The sequence below is a fragment of the Microbacterium alcoholitolerans genome (assembly GCF_050408615.1).
In the GTDB taxonomy this organism is placed as follows: domain Bacteria; phylum Actinomycetota; class Actinomycetes; order Actinomycetales; family Microbacteriaceae; genus Microbacterium.
In genome coordinates this window covers 2,436,823-2,453,215 of sequence record NZ_JBNTKD010000001.1, presented here as the reverse complement: position 1 = coordinate 2,453,215, position 16,393 = coordinate 2,436,823, and the positions used below count along the sequence as shown (strand labels likewise).

General features: G+C 65.3%; 15 protein-coding genes. 4 read left to right on the top strand and 11 right to left on the bottom strand.

All coding sequences use genetic code 11. The features are described 5' to 3' along the window. Window positions 1-2: 2 nt before the first annotated feature. Window positions 3-995, bottom strand: a complete 993-nt coding sequence (locus ACQUSX_RS11765; protein ID WP_428907104.1) for an LLM class F420-dependent oxidoreductase — start codon at window positions 993-995, stop codon at window positions 3-5. 140 nt (window positions 996-1,135) lie between these two features. Here ACQUSX_RS11765 and ACQUSX_RS11760 point away from each other — a divergent pair, with 140 nt between their 5' ends. The 3 genes from ACQUSX_RS11760 (at window position 1,136) to ACQUSX_RS11750 (ending at window position 6,201) form a co-directional block, all read left to right on the top strand. Next, window positions 1,136-4,846 (top strand): choice-of-anchor I family protein, encoded by a 3,711-nt coding sequence (locus ACQUSX_RS11760; RefSeq protein WP_428907103.1) that lies wholly within the window; start codon window positions 1,136-1,138, stop codon window positions 4,844-4,846. 120 nt (window positions 4,847-4,966) lie between these two features. Next, complete coding sequence (locus tag ACQUSX_RS11755; RefSeq protein WP_428907102.1) at window positions 4,967-5,362, top strand: PPOX class F420-dependent oxidoreductase; 396 nt, start codon at window positions 4,967-4,969, stop codon at window positions 5,360-5,362. An 8-nt stretch (window positions 5,363-5,370) separates the two neighbouring features. Continuing rightward, window positions 5,371-6,201: a TIGR03620 family F420-dependent LLM class oxidoreductase gene (locus ACQUSX_RS11750; RefSeq protein ID WP_428907101.1), complete on the top strand. Its 831-nt coding sequence runs from the start codon at window positions 5,371-5,373 to the stop codon at window positions 6,199-6,201. Here ACQUSX_RS11750 and fgd read toward each other — a convergent pair. The 7 genes from fgd to ACQUSX_RS11715 all read right to left on the bottom strand — a co-directional run bounded on the left by fgd (window position 6,198) and on the right by ACQUSX_RS11715 (window position 12,448). After that, entirely contained in the window at window positions 6,198-7,211 is a 1,014-nt protein-coding gene (gene fgd / locus ACQUSX_RS11745) for a glucose-6-phosphate dehydrogenase (coenzyme-F420) (RefSeq protein ID WP_428907100.1), read from the bottom strand. The two genes, ACQUSX_RS11750 and fgd, sit on opposite strands and share 4 nt — an antisense overlap. 36 nt (window positions 7,212-7,247) lie before the next feature. Continuing rightward, window positions 7,248-7,952 (bottom strand): ABC transporter ATP-binding protein, encoded by a 705-nt coding sequence (locus ACQUSX_RS11740; protein ID WP_428907099.1) that lies wholly within the window; start codon window positions 7,950-7,952, stop codon window positions 7,248-7,250. Next, window positions 7,945-8,730 carry an ABC transporter ATP-binding protein gene (locus tag ACQUSX_RS11735; protein ID WP_428907098.1) on the bottom strand — a complete coding sequence of 262 codons (786 nt, stop codon included), beginning with the start codon at window positions 8,728-8,730 and terminating at the stop codon, window positions 7,945-7,947. The genes ACQUSX_RS11740 and ACQUSX_RS11735 overlap by 8 nt, the downstream gene beginning before the upstream one ends. A 2-nt stretch (window positions 8,731-8,732) precedes the next feature. Continuing rightward, on the bottom strand, window positions 8,733-9,674 hold the full coding sequence (locus ACQUSX_RS11730; protein WP_428907097.1) for a branched-chain amino acid ABC transporter permease: 942 nt from the start codon (window positions 9,672-9,674) through the stop codon (window positions 8,733-8,735). Between the two features lie 39 nt (window positions 9,675-9,713). Beyond that, window positions 9,714-10,601 carry a branched-chain amino acid ABC transporter permease gene (locus tag ACQUSX_RS11725; protein ID WP_428907096.1) on the bottom strand — a complete coding sequence of 296 codons (888 nt, stop codon included), beginning with the start codon at window positions 10,599-10,601 and terminating at the stop codon, window positions 9,714-9,716. Window positions 10,602-10,702: 101 nt separating this feature from the next. Beyond that, window positions 10,703-11,923, bottom strand: a complete 1,221-nt coding sequence (locus ACQUSX_RS11720) for an ABC transporter substrate-binding protein (protein WP_428907095.1) — start codon at window positions 11,921-11,923, stop codon at window positions 10,703-10,705. Between the two features lie 63 nt (window positions 11,924-11,986). Beyond that, entirely contained in the window at window positions 11,987-12,448 is a 462-nt protein-coding gene (locus ACQUSX_RS11715) for an EthD domain-containing protein (protein ID WP_428907094.1), read from the bottom strand. Between the two features lie 87 nt (window positions 12,449-12,535). Here ACQUSX_RS11715 and ACQUSX_RS11710 point away from each other — a divergent pair, with 87 nt between their 5' ends. Next, window positions 12,536-13,552 (top strand): TIGR03617 family F420-dependent LLM class oxidoreductase, encoded by a 1,017-nt coding sequence (locus ACQUSX_RS11710; protein ID WP_428907093.1) that lies wholly within the window; start codon window positions 12,536-12,538, stop codon window positions 13,550-13,552. A 27-nt stretch (window positions 13,553-13,579) separates the two neighbouring features. Here the strand turns inward: ACQUSX_RS11710 and ACQUSX_RS11705 are convergent, their stop codons facing one another. From ACQUSX_RS11705 to ACQUSX_RS11695, 3 genes are read right to left on the bottom strand one after another with little or no spacing between them, the layout of a single operon-like run. Continuing rightward, window positions 13,580-14,443, bottom strand: a complete 864-nt coding sequence (locus ACQUSX_RS11705; RefSeq protein WP_428907092.1) for a MaoC/PaaZ C-terminal domain-containing protein — start codon at window positions 14,441-14,443, stop codon at window positions 13,580-13,582. Further along, window positions 14,433-15,212: an enoyl-CoA hydratase/isomerase family protein gene (locus ACQUSX_RS11700; protein ID WP_428907091.1), complete on the bottom strand. Its 780-nt coding sequence runs from the start codon at window positions 15,210-15,212 to the stop codon at window positions 14,433-14,435. The genes ACQUSX_RS11705 and ACQUSX_RS11700 overlap by 11 nt, the downstream gene beginning before the upstream one ends. A 4-nt stretch (window positions 15,213-15,216) precedes the next feature. Continuing rightward, entirely contained in the window at window positions 15,217-16,374 is a 1,158-nt protein-coding gene (locus ACQUSX_RS11695) for an acetyl-CoA C-acetyltransferase (protein ID WP_428907090.1), read from the bottom strand. Between the last annotated feature and the right edge of the window lie 19 nt (window positions 16,375-16,393).

The following is a 16,393-nucleotide window of genomic DNA, read 5'->3' as shown; positions in this document are numbered from 1 at the left end:
TGTCAGCGCAGCGCGGGGATGACCTCGCGCTCGAACAGCTCGATGCCGGAGCGGTCGTAGGCCGCCTCGGGGAAGTAGTGGATCGCGTAGCCCAGGCCGCGCTCCTTCATGCTGCGCAGTCGCTCGATGATCTGCTCGGGCGTGCCCACGCCGTGCGCGTCGGGGCCGCGGTAGTTGCGCATGACCTCGTCGATGCGGTCGCCGAGGTGCGGCGCGAGGCGGGCCTCGATCGCGGCCAGTCGCTGCTCGACCTCGGCCTCGGTCGAGCCGATGACGGTGTTGTAGTTCGTGGAGCGGACGATGGAGTCGAAGCCGGTGCCGACCTTCTTCGTGTGCTCGCGGAGGATCTCGCTCTTCGCGGTGAACTCCTCCGGCTTGCCCGAGCCGAAGTTCGTGTACTGGGCGTACTTCGCGGCGATCTTGAGGGTGACCTTCTCGCCGCCGCCGGCGATCCACAGCGGGATGCCGCCGTTCTGCAGCGGCGTCGGCTGCACGATCGCGTCATCGACCTGGTAGTAGCGTCCATCGAGCGTGGCGTGCCCGGTGCTCCAGGCCTGTCGCATGATCTGCACGCCCTCGTCCAGCATCCGGAGCCGGTCGCCTGCGGCCGGGAATCCGTAGCCGTACGCGCGCCACTCGTGCTCGTACCAGCCGCCGCCGATGCCCATCTCGGTGCGCCCGGCGGAGACGATGTCGACGGTCGCGGCGACCTTCGCCAGGTACGCCGGGTTGCGGTAGCCCATGCAGGTGCACATCTGACCGAGTCGGATCCGGCTGGTCGATGCGGCGAACGCCGACATCAGCGTCCACGCCTCGTGCGTGGCCTCGTCGCTGTGCACCGGGGTGGTGTGGAAGTGGTCGTACACCCACAGCGACTCCCACGGCCCGGCATCCGCCGCCTGAGCCAGGTCGCTCATCACCCGCCAGTGATCGGAGGGCTCGATGCCCACGAGATCGAAACGCCAACCCTGGGGAATGAAGAGACCGAATCGCATGTGCGGCAGTCTAGCCAGACCGTGTCGCTGGTGATGTTCCCTGCGCGTTCACCTGTTCGCCACCGGCACTCGATAGTTCTGGAGAGTCCTTCGCGGAGCGCACCGCCGCCCCGCAATCAGACTCGATCCCGAGGATTCAGATGCCCACCCATCGACGTCGGCGCGTGTTCCGCGCTGCTTCCGCCACCACCCTCACCTGCGCGCTCGCGCTGACACCGCTCATCGCCGTCTCGTCCGCGCAGGCTGCGCTCGTCGACGAGCCGATCCGCCACGCCGCCGCGGATGCCCCGTTCACCCTCACCCCGATCGGCTCGTACGAGACGGGGGTGTTCGACGAGTCCGCCGCCGAGATCGTGCAGGCGCACGGCGATCGCCTGTTCGTTGTGAACGCGCAGGCCGGCGCGGTCGACGTGCTCGACTACTCCGACCCGGCGGCGATCGCCCCGCTGTTCACGATCAACTCCGACGGTGTCGCCAACTCCGTCGCGATCCGCGCCGACGGACTCGGCGTGATCGCCTTCGAGGCGCCGGTGAAGACCGACCCCGGACACCTGCTGTTCTTCGACGCGAGCGCTGACGATGCGGCATCCGCCGTGCTCGGCACTGCCGCTGTCGGCGCCCTGCCCGACATGGTGACGATCTCCGACGACGGCGCGTACGCCGTCGTCGCGAACGAGGGTGAGCCTGCGGACGACTTCAGCGCCGACCCCGAGGGATCGGTCGGCATCATCACCCTGCCGGACGACGTGTCGGCGCCGGCGCAGGACGCCGTCCGGACGGCGAACTTCCACGACTTCGAGGCGGGTGGCTCCAAGACGCTGCCCGCCGAGGTGCGCGTGTTCGGACCGCAGCCGCACGGCGACGACCTGCCCGTCAGCCGCAATCTCGAGCCGGAGTACATCGCGGTCGATGGCGGCACCGCGTACGCCGCCCTGCAGGAGGCGAACGCCGTCGCCGTCGTCGATCTGGACTCGGCTTCCGTCACCGACATCTGGTCTCTCGGCTTCAAGGACCACTCGCTCGACGGCAACGGTCTCGATCCCAGCGACCGCGACGGCGGCATCGACATTCGCACCGTCGAGGGGCTCAAGGGTGTCTACATGCCCGACGGCATCACCTCGTACTCCGCCGGGGGCAGCACCTTCCTGGTCACGGCCAACGAGGGCGACGCCCGCGAGTGGGGCGACTACGTCGAGGCGAGCCGGGTCAAGGATCTCGAGGACGACGGCTACGGCCCCGTCTGCGAGAACCTCGCCGGCCTCACCGGCGACGCCGAGCTGGGGCGGCTGAACGTCACGATCGAGAACGGGTTCGACGCCGACGCCGGATGCTACGACGAGCTGTACGCCTTCGGCGCCCGCTCGTTCTCGATCTGGACCACCGACGGCGAGCAGGTGTTCGACTCGGGTGACGCGTTCGAGCAGATCACCGCCGAGGCCGCACCGGAGTTCTTCAACTCCAACCACAGCGAGTCCAACCTCGAGGGCCGCAGCGACGACAAGGGCCCAGAGCCCGAGAACCTCACGATCGGCGAGATCGACGGGCAGACCTACGCCTTCATCGGGTTCGAGCGGGTCGGCGGGGTGATGGTCTTCGACATCACCGATCCGGCATCCGCCTCGTACGTCTCGTACATCAACAACCGCGACTTCGCCGTGTCTGTGGAAGACGCGGACGCCCCGGCGGCAGTTCTCTCGGGCGCCGGCGACCTGGGCCCGGAGGGCCTGACGTTCATCCCGGCATCCGAATCCGCCACCGGCGAGCCGCTGCTCGCCGTCGCAGGCGAGGTGTCTGGCACGACGACGCTGTTCGCGATCGACACGGGCGCGGATGAGAGCAGGACCGACATCACGGTCCTCACCGTCAACGACTTCCACGGCCGTCTGGAGGCGGATCTGCAGGGCGGCGTCGCCGGTGCCGCGGTGCTCGCCGGCGCGGTCGACGCCTTCGAGGCCGAGAACCCGAACACGCTGTTCGTCTCGGCCGGCGACAACATCGGTGCATCGACCTTCACGTCGTTCATCGATGATGACAACCCGACGATCGACGCACTCGTCGCGGCCGGGCTCGACGTCAGTGCCGTAGGCAACCACGAGTTCGATCAGGGCTTCGACGACCTCACCGACCGGGTACTCCCCCGCTTCGGCGGCGCACAGTTCGGGCTGGGCGCGAACGTGTACGAGAAGGGCACGAAGACTCCGGCGCTCGACGAGTACGCGATCACTGTGCTGGACGGCGTGCGGGTCGGCTTCATCGGCACGGTCACGCAGGACACCGCCGCGATGGTCACCCCGACCGGCATCGCCGACATCGAGTTCGGCGACCAGCTCGAGGCGGCGAATCGCGTCGCGGCCGAGCTCACCGAGGCGGATGCTGCAGATGTGATCGTGCTGCTCACCCATTCCGGAACGGCGACGTCGTCGTGCGAGGCCGTCGCCGGCGACACCAGCGACTTCGGGGCGCTCGTGTCGGAGGCATCCGCCGACATCGACGCGATCGTCTCGGCACACACGCACCAGACGTACTCCTGCCTCGTGGAGGGCCCGACCGGCACCGAGCGCCCCGTGATCCAGGCGCTGGAGTACGGCAAGGCGCTCGGCAAGCTCGACCTCTCGGTGGACGCGGAGTCGAAGGAGTTGCTGTCGATCTCGAGCGAGATCGTGCCCCTCGTCGTCGACGGCGCGGCGGCATTCCCTGCGGACCCAGCGGTCGCCGAGATCGTCGCGGACGCCGTCGAGGTCGCGGAGGTGGAGGGTTCGGTCGAGGTCGGCTCCATCACCGCCGACATCCTCCGCGGGGGCGACCCGGCGGGTTCGGATCGGGGCGTGGAGTCCACCCTCGGCAACACGATCGCCGACGTCTACCTGTGGGCGGCGGCGAACGAGGACTACGCCGGCACCCCCGCACAGATCGGCATCATGAACCCCGGTGGCCTGCGCACCGACCTGCTGTACGGCGAGGACGGCACGCTGACCTATCGCGACATCGCGAACGTGCAGCCCTTCGCGAACACGCTCGTGACGGTCACCCTCACCGGTGCACAGCTGAAGAGCGTGCTCGAGGAGCAGTGGCAGCCCGACGGGTCCGAACGACCGAAGCTGCACCTGGGCGTCTCGGAGGGCTTCTCGTACGAGTACGACCCCGAAGCCGCGCGCGGCGAGCGCATCATCTCGATGACGTTCGAGGGCGCTCCGGTGGCGGCCGGTGACGAACTCACCGTCGTGACGAACTCGTTCCTCGCAGCCGGCGGCGACAACTTCTTCACCTTCGCCGATGGCACCGATCGCACGGACACCGGCCAGGTGGACCTCACTGCTACCGTGGCGTACTTCGCCGGGCACAGCCCGGTGTCGCCGGCCGACATCGGCCGTGCAGTCGTCACGGACGGCGCGGGCGACGGTTCCGGTGACGGAGACGGTTCCGGTGACGGAGACGGTTCCGGTGAGGGCTCGGGCGCTGACTGGGCGACGGTCGAGCTCGGCTCGTCCCAGGTCGAGCAGGGCGGCGTGCTCGAGGTCGCGGTCAGCGGCCTCGAGGCCGGCCAGCAGATCGCCGCGACCCTGCACAGCGACCCGATCGTCGTGCAGGGTATCCCGGCGGCGGATGTTGACGGCACCGTCAGCTTCGCGGTCGAGATCCCCACGGACTTCGCGGTGGGAGCGCACACCCTCGTCATCACGTCGGGTGACTTGGAGCCGATCGAGGTGTCGGTGACCGTCGTCGAGGCAGGCTCGCTGGCCCTGACCGGGTCGGAGCTGCCGTGGGGCATCGCGCTGGGCGCGGCCGTCCTGGTCGTCGCCGGTGGGCTGCTGTTCGCGCTCCGCCGCCGCGGAGTGGTCGACGCGGCCTGACCGTCTGGTCTCGGCGTCGAGGCTCCCGCGTGCAGATGTCTGCACGCGGGGGCCGCGTCGTCGGGGCGGGTGTCGACGGAGTCCGAGCCGAGCTGGACTGCGGTCGGTAGCCTGGGATCTGTGAGCACCGCAGAGATCCCGACCCACCTGATCGACCTGCTTGAGCGCCCCGTCTACGGCGTGCTGGCCACAGTCGGTCGCGACGACACCGCCCGTGCGAGCCCGATGTGGTTCGAGCTCATCGACGGCACGATCAGGTTCACGCACACGAACACCCGCGCGAAGTACAAGAACCTGCTGCGCAACCCGTCGATGAGCTTCGCGATCTACGATCCCGATAACCCGTACCGCTACGTCGAACTGCGCGGGCGGCTGCTCGAAGCGACACCTGATCCCACCGGTGCGTTCTATCAGCAGTTGTCGTGCCGCTATGGGAACGTCGATCCGGCGGCGCCCGCGGCTGCAGAGGAGCGCGTGATCCTCGTCATGTCGATCGACAGGGTGATCGGCAGATGAGTTCGGGGATGCTCGGTGAACTGGGTCTCTGGCGTGGCGGCCCGCTGCTCACTCCAGAGATCGCTCGAGTCGCGGAGCGACTGGGCTACGGCACGGTGTGGGTCGGTGGGTCTCCGGCATCCGATCTGACGCAGGTGGAGGAACTGCTCGACGCGACCGAGCGCATCACCGTCGCCACGGGCATCGTCAACATCTGGACCGCGCCGGCGAAGGACGTCGCCGCGTCATTCCACGGGATCGAGCAGGCGCATCCCGGGCGCTTCGTGCTGGGTGTCGGGATCGGGCATCGCGAGAACCAGGGTGACGTGTACCAGCGGCCGTACGCTGCGCTGGTCGATTATCTCGATGTGCTGGATGCCGAGGGGGTTCCTGTGCATCGGCGCATGATCTCCGCGCTGGGGCCGCGGACTCTGCGTCTGGCGGCCGAGCGTTCCGCGGGGACGCATCCGTATATGACGACGTCGGCGCACACTCGCTTCGCGCGTTCGGTGATCGGGGCGGAGTCGCTGATCGCTGTGGAGCAGCGGCTCGTGCTGGATGAGGACGCGGATGCGGCGCGCGCGACGGCCCGCCGATTCCTGGCGAGGTACCTGTCGCTGACGAACTACCGCCGCACACTGGAGAGCCACGGCTCCACGGCATCCGATCTCGACGACGGCGCAACGGATGCCGCTGTCGATGCGCTGGCGCCGCACGGCTCTGCTGACGTGCTCACGGCGGCCGTGCGCGCGCAGCAGGAAGCCGGCGCCGATCACGTCTGCGTGCAGTTCCTGTCACCGAGAGAGGATCCGACGCGGGCGCTGGAAGTGCTGGCAGAGGAGTACGAGCTCGGTGATTAGAGTGCGCGCAGGCGTGGGGCGAGGTCGCGTTCGAACAGGGTCATGAAGCGCTCCTGATCGTGACCCGGGGCGTGGAAAACGAGGTGGTTGAAACCCCAGTCGACGTAGTCCTTCACCTGCGCGACCACCTGGTCAGGGTCGGTGCCCACGATCCACCGCTTCGCGACCTGCTCGATCGGCAGGGCGTCGGCGGCCTTCTCCATCTCGATCGGGTCGGTGATGTCGTGCTTCTGCTCCTTCGACAGCGACAGCGGCGCCCAGAACTTCGTGTTCTCCAGCGCCGCCTGCTCGGACTCCTCGTATGAGATCTTGATCTCGATCATCCGATCGATCTGCGAGAACTCCCGACCCGACGCCTCCACGCCTTCCCTGACGGCAGGGATCAACGTGTCTTCGTAGAGCTCGCGCCCCTTGCCCGATGTGCAGATGAATCCGTCGCCGACGCGGCCGGCGTACTTCGCCATCTGCGGGCCTCCTGCCGCGACATAGATCGGGATGCCGCCGTCGGGCACGTCATAGATCGACGCGTCATGCGTCGAGTAGTATTCGCCGTCAAAGCTTGTACGCTCCCCTGTCCACAGCGCGCGCATGAGTCGGATCGCCTCGCGCAGCCGTGCGTACCGCTCACGGAACTCCGGCCACTCCTGCTCTCCCGCCCCTTGGAACCCGGTGGCAATCTCGTTGAGCGCCTCTCCGGTGCCGACGCCGAGGAAGACCCGGTCGGGGTTGAGCATCCCCAGCGTCGCGGACGCTTGCGCGATCACCGCCGGGTTGTACCGGAACGTCGGCGTCATCACACTCGTCCCGATCCGAATCCGCTTCGTCCGCTCCCCCACCGCCGCCGCCCACGCGATCGAGAACGGCGCATGCCCACCCGTATACCGCCACGGCTGAAAATGGTCGCTCACCGCGACCGACTCGAATCCGTGGCGTTCTGCGGCGACCGCGATCTCCACGAGTTCGCGCGGACCGAACTGCTCCGCAGACGCCTTATAACCCAACTTCAGCATCAGATCTCCTCGATGTGCGAAGCAACGCGGACGACATCAGGACAAATAGGCGTCCGCCACGCCGTCAGATGCCTTTAGTTCGGCTGTGGATCCGTCGAACACTACTGATCCGCGCCGCAGCACATACGCACGGCTCGCTAGTTCCAATGCCAACGTGGCGTTCTGCTCAACCAGAAGAATGGATCTTCCAAGAGCGTGGATCTTCTGCACCGCCTCGTACACGTCGTCTACAACTGATGGGGCAAGCCCCATGGAGGGTTCGTCGAGCAGCATGACCTGCGGATCGGTCATCAAGCTGCGTGCGAATGCGAGCATCTGCTGCTCTCCTCCGCTCAAAGATCCGGCGACCTGATTCCGGCGACGCACCAGCACGGGAAAGAGTTCGTCGATCATCTCCCGAAGTTCACGCCTCCTTGCGCCGTTAGCGCGATGCGCGTAGTGGCTGAGTCCGATGTTCTCGTCGATCGACAACGGTGCGACGATTCGCCGCCCCTCAGGCACGAGCGCCATACCCGCACGAACGACCCGGTTCAGCGGCTTAGAGGTGATGTCCTTGCCGAGCAATGTCACTGTTCCGCCGGATGCCCGGTGCGCCCCGGCGATCGTGTTGAGGAGCGTGGTCTTCCCTGCGCCGTTCGAGCCGACGACTGCGACCAACTCGCCAGGCCCCAGTCGGAGCGACACGCCCCGCAGCGCCTCGATGGTTCCGTACCTTGCAGAAAGGTCATCGACTTCAAGCATGCTTCGCCTTTCCGAAGTAGGCCTCAAGAACCTCCGGATGCGATAGGCACTCCTCGGGTTCACCCGCGACGAGAACTCGACCGAAGTTCATCACGGTCGTCGCGTTGCAGAAGCGCCGGACGAGCTCCATGTTGTGCTCGATCAGCAGAAGGGTAGTTCCGGATTGCTGCAGCTGCTGGAAGAGATCCCCGAGTGCCGTCGATTCCGCCGAGTTCATTCCTGCACTCGGTTCATCCAATAGCAGCAGTGTGGGGTCAGACGCGAGCGCCCGCGCGATCTCAACACGCCGTTGCTCGCCGTACGACAGTTCTGTGCTGATCGCTCGCCGATCCGAGGTTACTCCGACCTGCCGCAGAAGCGCATCAGCCCGGTCCTCGAACATACTCTGCTCACGCTGACGCCCTAAGCCCGGGATGAACGTACGCAGAATACCAGGTCGTCTATGCATGTAAAACCCAGCGACCACCGTGTCGAGGACGGTCATACCGTCGAAGAGACGGACGTTTTGATAAGTTCGTGCGACATCCTGCCGAGCGACCTTGTATGCCGGCATTCCATCGATGGCAACGCCATTCGGGCCTATAATCTCACCTTCGTCGGGGGCTAGGAATCCGCTGATCAGATTCAGCATCGTGGTCTTTCCCGCACCGTTGGGGCCGAGAAGTCCGTGGATGCTCCCATTCAATACACGGAGGCTCGCATCATCAACAGCGACAACCCCTCCAAAACTCTTCCGAAGGTTCCGGACGTCGAGCACTGCATCCTGATCGTGTGGCATGTTTACTCGCCTCCTCCGCGCTTTCTTCCGATGATCAGGAACGGAAGCGTCACGGCGTCGCGTGGGGACCCCTTGCCCGCGTTAAGCACCGGCTGTCCGAGGTCATCGTCCTTGCCGCGGCGGGCCCTGTTGCGCCAATGCTTGAAGCGGACGGGGTCGACGAGCCCACGTGGCAAGAAGATCATGATCAAGATGAGAATGATGCCATTGGCGATCGCCTCGCCATGACTCAGGAATTGCCGCAAGAGCTCTGGGAGCATTGTGAAGATCACTGCTCCGACGATCGGGCCCGCCCAGTGGAATGCACCACCTAGCACTACGGCAGCCAGCATGGTGAATGACAGGTGAATGTAGTAGCTGTCTGGCCCGATGTAGCCCAAGACGTTAGCGAGCATGACGCCGCCTGCACCGGCGAGCCCACCGCTGAGCGCCATGGCCGTACGCCTCACCTGTGTGACGTTCACCCCCAGACCAGCCGCGACGTTGGCATCCTGGCGCACGGTATCGGCGGCGAGTCCGTACCGGCTCCGACGGAGTCTTGCGAACATCCAAGCCGCCAGCGCGACGATCAGAACAAGCTCCCAAGTGCTCACTGTTCGACTAACCACCATTCCGGCCGCACCGCCCGTGAGCGCCGTGACGTTCAGCACGAAGACGCGTGTGATGAGGACCAGCGCCAGAGTCGCCAGGGCGAGGTAGTGCGACTCCAGTCGAAGGATCGGAAGCGAGACGACCACGCTGACGGCTGCCCCGATGACCACGCCACAAAGCACGACAAGAAGGAACGGGAGACCGAGGTCGAGTAGGTGAACGCTCATGAAACCGGCCACGGCACCGAATGCACCCGCGGCCAGACTAAGGATTCCAGTTGAGAGTGCCGCATATGTGCTGAGCGCGAACAGCGCGTAACAGAGCGCGAACTCGAGGACAGGGATGAACTGCATCAGAACCGTACCTCCGGTCGTGTATCCGTCAGCTTCGCGTCACGCACGCTCATGTCGAACCTCGCCGAAGATTCCACTGGGCCTGACGATCAGGAACAGGAACAGGAGGCCAAAGGTCACGGCGTCACGAAGCCCGCTTGAGATGTACTCCGCACCGAGAACTTCGAACACACCGATAAGAAGTCCCCCGACGATGGCACCTCGAATGTCTCCGAAGCCCCCCACCACAACAGCGGCGAATCCCTTGAGAAGCATTCCCTCACCGAGCTGCGATGACACGTTATTGGTCGCAAGCCCCGACAATACGCCGGCCAGGCCCGCTATTCCTGCTGCCAAGAACGCCGTGACGATGATGATCTTGCGCGGCTCAATGCCACCCAGCATGCTTGCCGTCCGGTCGTAGCCGACAGCTCTGATCGCGGATCCGAAGCGCGTTCGCGTCATGAACAGCCACATCGCAAGACCGACAACAATCAGCGCGACGATGCTCAGCATCTGCGGCCCACTCACCGAAATCCCAGCGAGCGAGAATCGCGAAGTCTTAAGCTGCGAGTCCGGGAAACTGAGCGCGTTCGGGCCGTTCACCATTAGGCCCAGTTCCAGCAGGATCAACCAGAAACCGATACTCGTGATGATGAGACCAAGCGAGCCTGAATCACGTCCGCGCAGAGGTTGAAAGCCGAACTGATCGACAATCACCCCGATGAGCCCTGCGGCGACAACGCCAACGACAAGCGCGAGCCAGAAAGGTATGTCTAGTGAGGTGACGACGAGCAGCGCGACGATCGCGCCCCAGCTCGCAAACGTACCGTGCGCGAGATTCAGAATCCCCATCGACGCGAAGACGAGGCTGAAACCGACAGCGAATAGCGAGTATGTGGCACCGACGGCGAGGCCGTTGACTAGTTGTTGCAGAAACAGATCCATGAGTCCCTCAGTCTTTCGGGGATGCGGCAGGATGCCAGGGCACTTTGGCGATGGCGGGACAGGCGCGGGTGTGCTGCTTACCACAGCACACCCGCGCTCGCTCACTGGTTCCAGAGCACGGTGTTCCCGTCATCCCAGGTCACCATGAAGTATTCCTCGATGGTCGCCTGACCGTTCTCCAAGATCAGACCATTCATACCAACGGGCATATCGGGAAGCGCAGATACGTTAGCCATAGCCTGTGCAACGCCTTCTCGGGTGAACTCAGTCGCGTCTAGGAACCCTTGAGCTATGAGATAGGCCGCCATGTATCCGTTGACCGCGAAAGTGTCAGGCGCCTGGTCGAACTTCGCGGTGTAGTTCTCAATGAACTTCTGCGCATTCTCGTTGGGGATGCCATCAAAGAACGGCGCAGGAAAGACCGCGCCGTCCATCGAATCGCCGCCGAGCTTGTATGCATTTTCACCGCTGATACCGAAGTTGCTGATGATCGTTCCGTCATAACCACGGTCGCGAACAGCATCGATCATCAGGGCACCGGTGTCACCGTACATGCCGGCCAGGAAGAGATCGGGGTCAAGTTCGGCAATGGTCGTGGCCGGACCGGTAAAGTCGCGATCAGCGATGAACGTCTCGACGACGCGGACGACCTCCACGCCTTCCGACTCGAGCTTCTCCTTCCATCGATCGAACTCCGCGACCTGTCCCTGTGAGTCGGCCGTGTTCGCGATCACCGCAGTCTTGATGTCCTCAGCCGCGAGGATTTGATCGACGAGCTGGTCGTGGCCCTGCCCCTCAGTTCCAGGCAGCAAGGCGACACGGTACAGGTACGGTGGCTCGTTCATCCCGTCAAGCAGCGCGACCGCAGTCACCGTGGGCAGCTTCCCACTCTGCAGTACGCTGCGCACAGCACCGGCTTCACCGCTGATGGTGCAGCAGATCACGCCGTAGACGTCATCGTCTCGGACAAAGTCGTTGGCGATGCTTACCGCCTTCGCGAAATCACCGCCGGCGTCCTTTACATCCAGTTCGAGGGTGACACCTTCGCCTAACGCACCCGAGGCATTGATCTCTTCGACGGCCAACTCGGCACCGTTGGCCACGGGGATGCCCGCAAACGATGCGGGTCCAGAGAGCAGCGCCTGGACGCCGATCTTGTAGGTTCCGGCGGCCCAGCCGTCACCGCCACCCGCGGAGGAGCCCTCGTTGTTCGCTCCATCGCTCCCACAAGCACTGAGCGTGAGCGCCACAGCCAACGATATCGCGCCGATCTTTCCGGCACGGCGGAGTCCGCCGGATTTCGTGTTCTGAACAAGCTTCATGTTGTCTGCCTTCTCTAGCAACGCTGGAAGCCTCCTCGCTCCCTACCAAGCTCTTGCTCGTTTTTACTCTAGAGGCGCCGCGAACGCGCTGTCAATAGCTCCGTTGTCACCGCTTACTAGGGTCACACCTGAGTGCAACGACCCTTCTTGGCCATCCGCGCCCCACATGGAATGCGATTCGGTGAGGAAGATTGGCGATGCTTCGAGGTCGATGAAGTTGGGCTCGTCAACGATCAGAGCCTTAATCGCCGCCCGCGCCTCGGGTTCGTCGAACGTCGCGGACACGTCTTCAACAGAGTTAAACCAAAGCTCGACGACGCCGTCGAAACATTCCGGCGCACCCCGCGATGCACGCAACGCATCGTTAATGGGAAGTGCGGCCGTATGGTTTTGAATGTACCGCACCGCCCCCAGGACGCTGGCTCCGCGACGCGCGATGTCAGCGTGGATGCCATGCCAGTGCTCCAGGAACTGCTCCCGGGTCAGATCAGAACGACGCCGAAGGCAGAAGAAGAGCTTGTACATGTGTCCTCCCGTGGTCATGCGCGACTCGGACCACACCGAGATCCGCTTTCGCTACCCTAACAACCAATCGCTTGGTATGGTGCAGGTATGCGTATCGATACCACACTCGTCGAGAAGGATCTCCTCATCTCCGGCGAGCGCGCCAGCAGCGCAGAGGCAGCAGGGCTCGACCGTGTCTGGTGCACCGAGACCGGCGTCGATGTCTTCCTCCAGGCATACGAGATCGCACGCGAGACCGAACAAATCGAGATCGGCACGGCGATCGCCGTCGCTCTCGCACGCAATCCGATGACCGTCGCCTACACCGCCTGGAACATCGCCGACATCTCCGACGGCCGCTTCACTCTGGGGCTCGGCAGCCAGGTCAGGGCACACATCGAACGTCGATTCTCGATGCCGTGGACGAGACCCGCGCGCCAGATGCGCGAGTTCGTGCTGGCGCTGCGAGCAATCTGGGAAGCCTGGCGCACTGGCGAGCGCCTCGCCTTTGAAGGCGAGCACTATTCCCACACACTCATGAACGACTTCTGGGCGCCGAAGCCGCACGAACATCGCATCCCGATCCATCTAGCAGCCGTCGGTCCGAAGATGGTCGAAACGGCGGCGGAAGTGGCCGATGGCATCATCCTGCACTCGTTCACGAACAAGGAGTACCTGGAGCGGGTGACCTTCCCCGCGATCGAGCGCGGCCTGGCACGATCCGGGCGGACGATGGACGACCTCGAGATCTCGATCCCGCTCTTCATGATCATGGGCGACACCACCGAGGAGATCGAGTCCATCCGCCGGCAGGTGGCGATGCAGCTCGCGTTTTACGGCTCGACTCCGTCGTACCTGCCGGTGCTCGAGGCGGTCGGCATGGCTCAGCTGCAGCCCGAACTCGCAGCGCTCTCAAAGTCAGGTGATACGGCTCGTGCCCTTGAGGTCGTCCCCTCCGCGCTGATCGATCACTTCGCAATCCAGGGGCGCCCGGAGGACATGCCCGCGCTCGCCACGAGGCACCTCGGGAGACGGGTCACCCGTACGTCCTCGTACTTCGGCTGGCCGTCTGTCGATCCCGATCGGCTCCAGGCGATCGCCGCCGAGTTCCGGGCGGAAGGCTGAACACACTCTCTGACGCGGCGCATCGGGTCAGCGCAGACGGACACGACCGCCGTCTAGCACGATGCGCGGATCAGCGTCGCCGGTCTGCGCATAGGTCCGGAACAGCGCCTCCGATGCGCTCGTCCGCCAGATCGCGGTCGTCAGCGTCTCCTCGGGGAAGACCGGAGCAGTGAAACTCGCTGACATCTCCGCGAAGCGCGGGTCCTCGCCATCGCAGACCTCAGAGAGGAGGGCGCGACCGGCGAACCCGTACGTGCACAGGCCGTGCAGAATCGGCTTCGGGAACCCGGCGCGCTCCCGCGCGAACCATGGGTCGCTGTGAAGCGGGTTCCGGTCTCCGGAGAGCCGATACAGGAGCGCCTGTTCCGGCTGGATCCGCTCCGTGATCTCGGCATCCGCCGTCCGCTCGGGGATCTCCGGAGGATGGGCACGCGCACCTGACTCGCCACCGAACCCTCCTCCTCCGCGGAGCACGACCGTCGAGCGCGTCTCAGCCATCAGCTCGCCGGTGGTGGCGTCGACGGCGCGCGCGGACAACTCGACGACCGCGTTGCCTCCCGGCCCCTTGTCGACGATCGACACAACGGATGCCGTCGAGTCAACAGCGCCACCGGGTGGGAGCGGGCGGTGCAGGCGCAGGCTCTGCGCACCGTGCACGAGACGAGACAGGTCGATGTCGCCGATCAGCGGAAGTGCCGCGCTCGCGTCGGCGACAATGACAGCGTACGTTGGCAACACTCGCTGTTCGACGTTATGGGAGTTCTCGGTGACGAAGGCAAGCTCCCCGGCGCCGGCGCCGACCCCTAGCGCGTACAACATTGCGTCCCGACTGGTCCACACGTAGCGCCGAGGGTTGGTGGACCGGCCCACCGCGTGCGGGTCAACGGCCATCGGTGCCCCCCGCGAACCGTGCAACAGCGACGACGAATCGCTCCTGCCGGGCGGCGGCGGCGATGCCCTTCGCCTCCTCGCTGAGCTGATCCCCGATGGCAACCGATGCGGCCCGCTGGACAAGCCGCTTCGTCGTGCGTAGGACTGCCCCCCCGACCTCAAGGACCTGGGCGACGCGCGCCTCGACCCGCGCGTCGAGCTCTTCATCGTCGACCACTTCGGAGGCGAGGCCGAGCGCCAGAATGGCGGCAGCGTCCAGCCGTCGGTTCGACAGCAGCAACTCCAGAGCACGCTCGGGTCCGATTCGACGGGCCAGGCCCCAGCTCACACCGGCATCCGGAGACAATCCCACAGCGCTGTAGCCCGCTGTCAGCGAGGCTGACCGGGACGCGACGACGACGTCCGCCACGAGCAACAGACCAATTCCGCCGCCTGCAGCAGCCCCCTGCCAGCGCGCGATGACCGGGATCTCCAGCGCGTGCAGCGTCGCGATCCCGCGATGCGCGAAGCCGGTCATGTGTGTCATCGCTGCGGACGGGTCCTCCACCTGAGCGAGATCGGCGAGGTCGCCGCCGACGCTGAAGTGTCGCCCCCGCGCACGTATGACGAGGACATCGATGCGACCACCCTGCGCGGCATAGGCAATTTCGGCTGCGGCCGCATCGAGCTCTCGCACGAACCGGTCGTCCATCGGGTTGGTGCCACCTCGGCCACTGAGCTCAAGAATGCCTACCCGCCCATCGAGACGTGGCTCGACCCTCACATCCATCGCGTCAATCCACGAGCTCGAGGATCGTCGCGTTCGCCTGGCCGCCACCCTCGCACATGCTCTGCAATCCGAACTGGCTGCCCGTTCGCCGCATCTCCGAGATGAGAGTCGTCATCAGCCGCGTCCCACTGGCGCCGATCGGGTGCCCAAGGGCGATCGCACCGCCGTTGACGTTGACCCGATCCAGGTCTCCGCCGAGTTCGCGTTGCCAGGCGAGAACCACGGATGCGAACGCCTCATTGATCTCCGCGACGCCGATGTCGTCGATGCGGAGTCCGGCGCGCTCCAGTACACGCCGCGAAGCAGGAATCGGCCCTGTCAGCATCAGGATTGGGTCCGACCCGACCACCGCAAGCTCGCGCACTTTCACGAGCGGCCTGAGACCGTACTCCTTGACGGCGCGCTCGCTGGCGACGAGAACAGCGGACGCACCATCGGAGATCTGGCTTGCCAATGCCGCCGTGAGCCTCCCGCCCTCCCGGAGCGGGGCGAGCCCGGCCATCCGCTCAAGCGAGGTGTCGCGGCGAGGACCCTCGTCCTTCGTGATGTTGCGAATGGGCGCGATCTCGCCGTCGAAGCGCCCCTCGTCCGTCGCGGCGATCGCCCTGCGATGACTCTCCAGGGCGAACTTCTCCATCTCTTCCCGGCTGATGTCCCAGCGACGAGCGATCTCCTCGGCTCCGTGGAATTGCGACACTGGCTGGTCTCCGTACCGGGCGCGCCAGCCCTCCGAGCCAACGAACGGGTCATCGTCCAGCCTTAACTGGGGTCCCAACGCCGCCGCCGTGCCCATCGGGATCATGCTCATGTTCTGCACGCCGCCTGCGACGATGAGATCGGCAGTGCCGCTCATCACCGCCTGGGCGGCGAAGTGCACGGACTGCTGGGACGAACCGCACTGGCGATCGAGAGTGACGCCGGGCACGTGCGTCGGGAATCCCGCGGCGAGCCAGGCCGTGCGTGCGATGCAGCCGGCCTGCGGACCGACGTTGTCGATACAGCCCAGAATGACGTCGTCGACGAGCGCCGGATCCACGCCCGAACGGTCGATCAGCGCGGTGATCGCATACGAGGCCAGGTCCGCGGGGTGGATCTCCGCGAGCCCTCCCCCGCGCCTGCCGACGGGTGTCCGGACTACTTCGACTATGTACGCCGTTGTCATTATCTTCCTCGATCTCGAT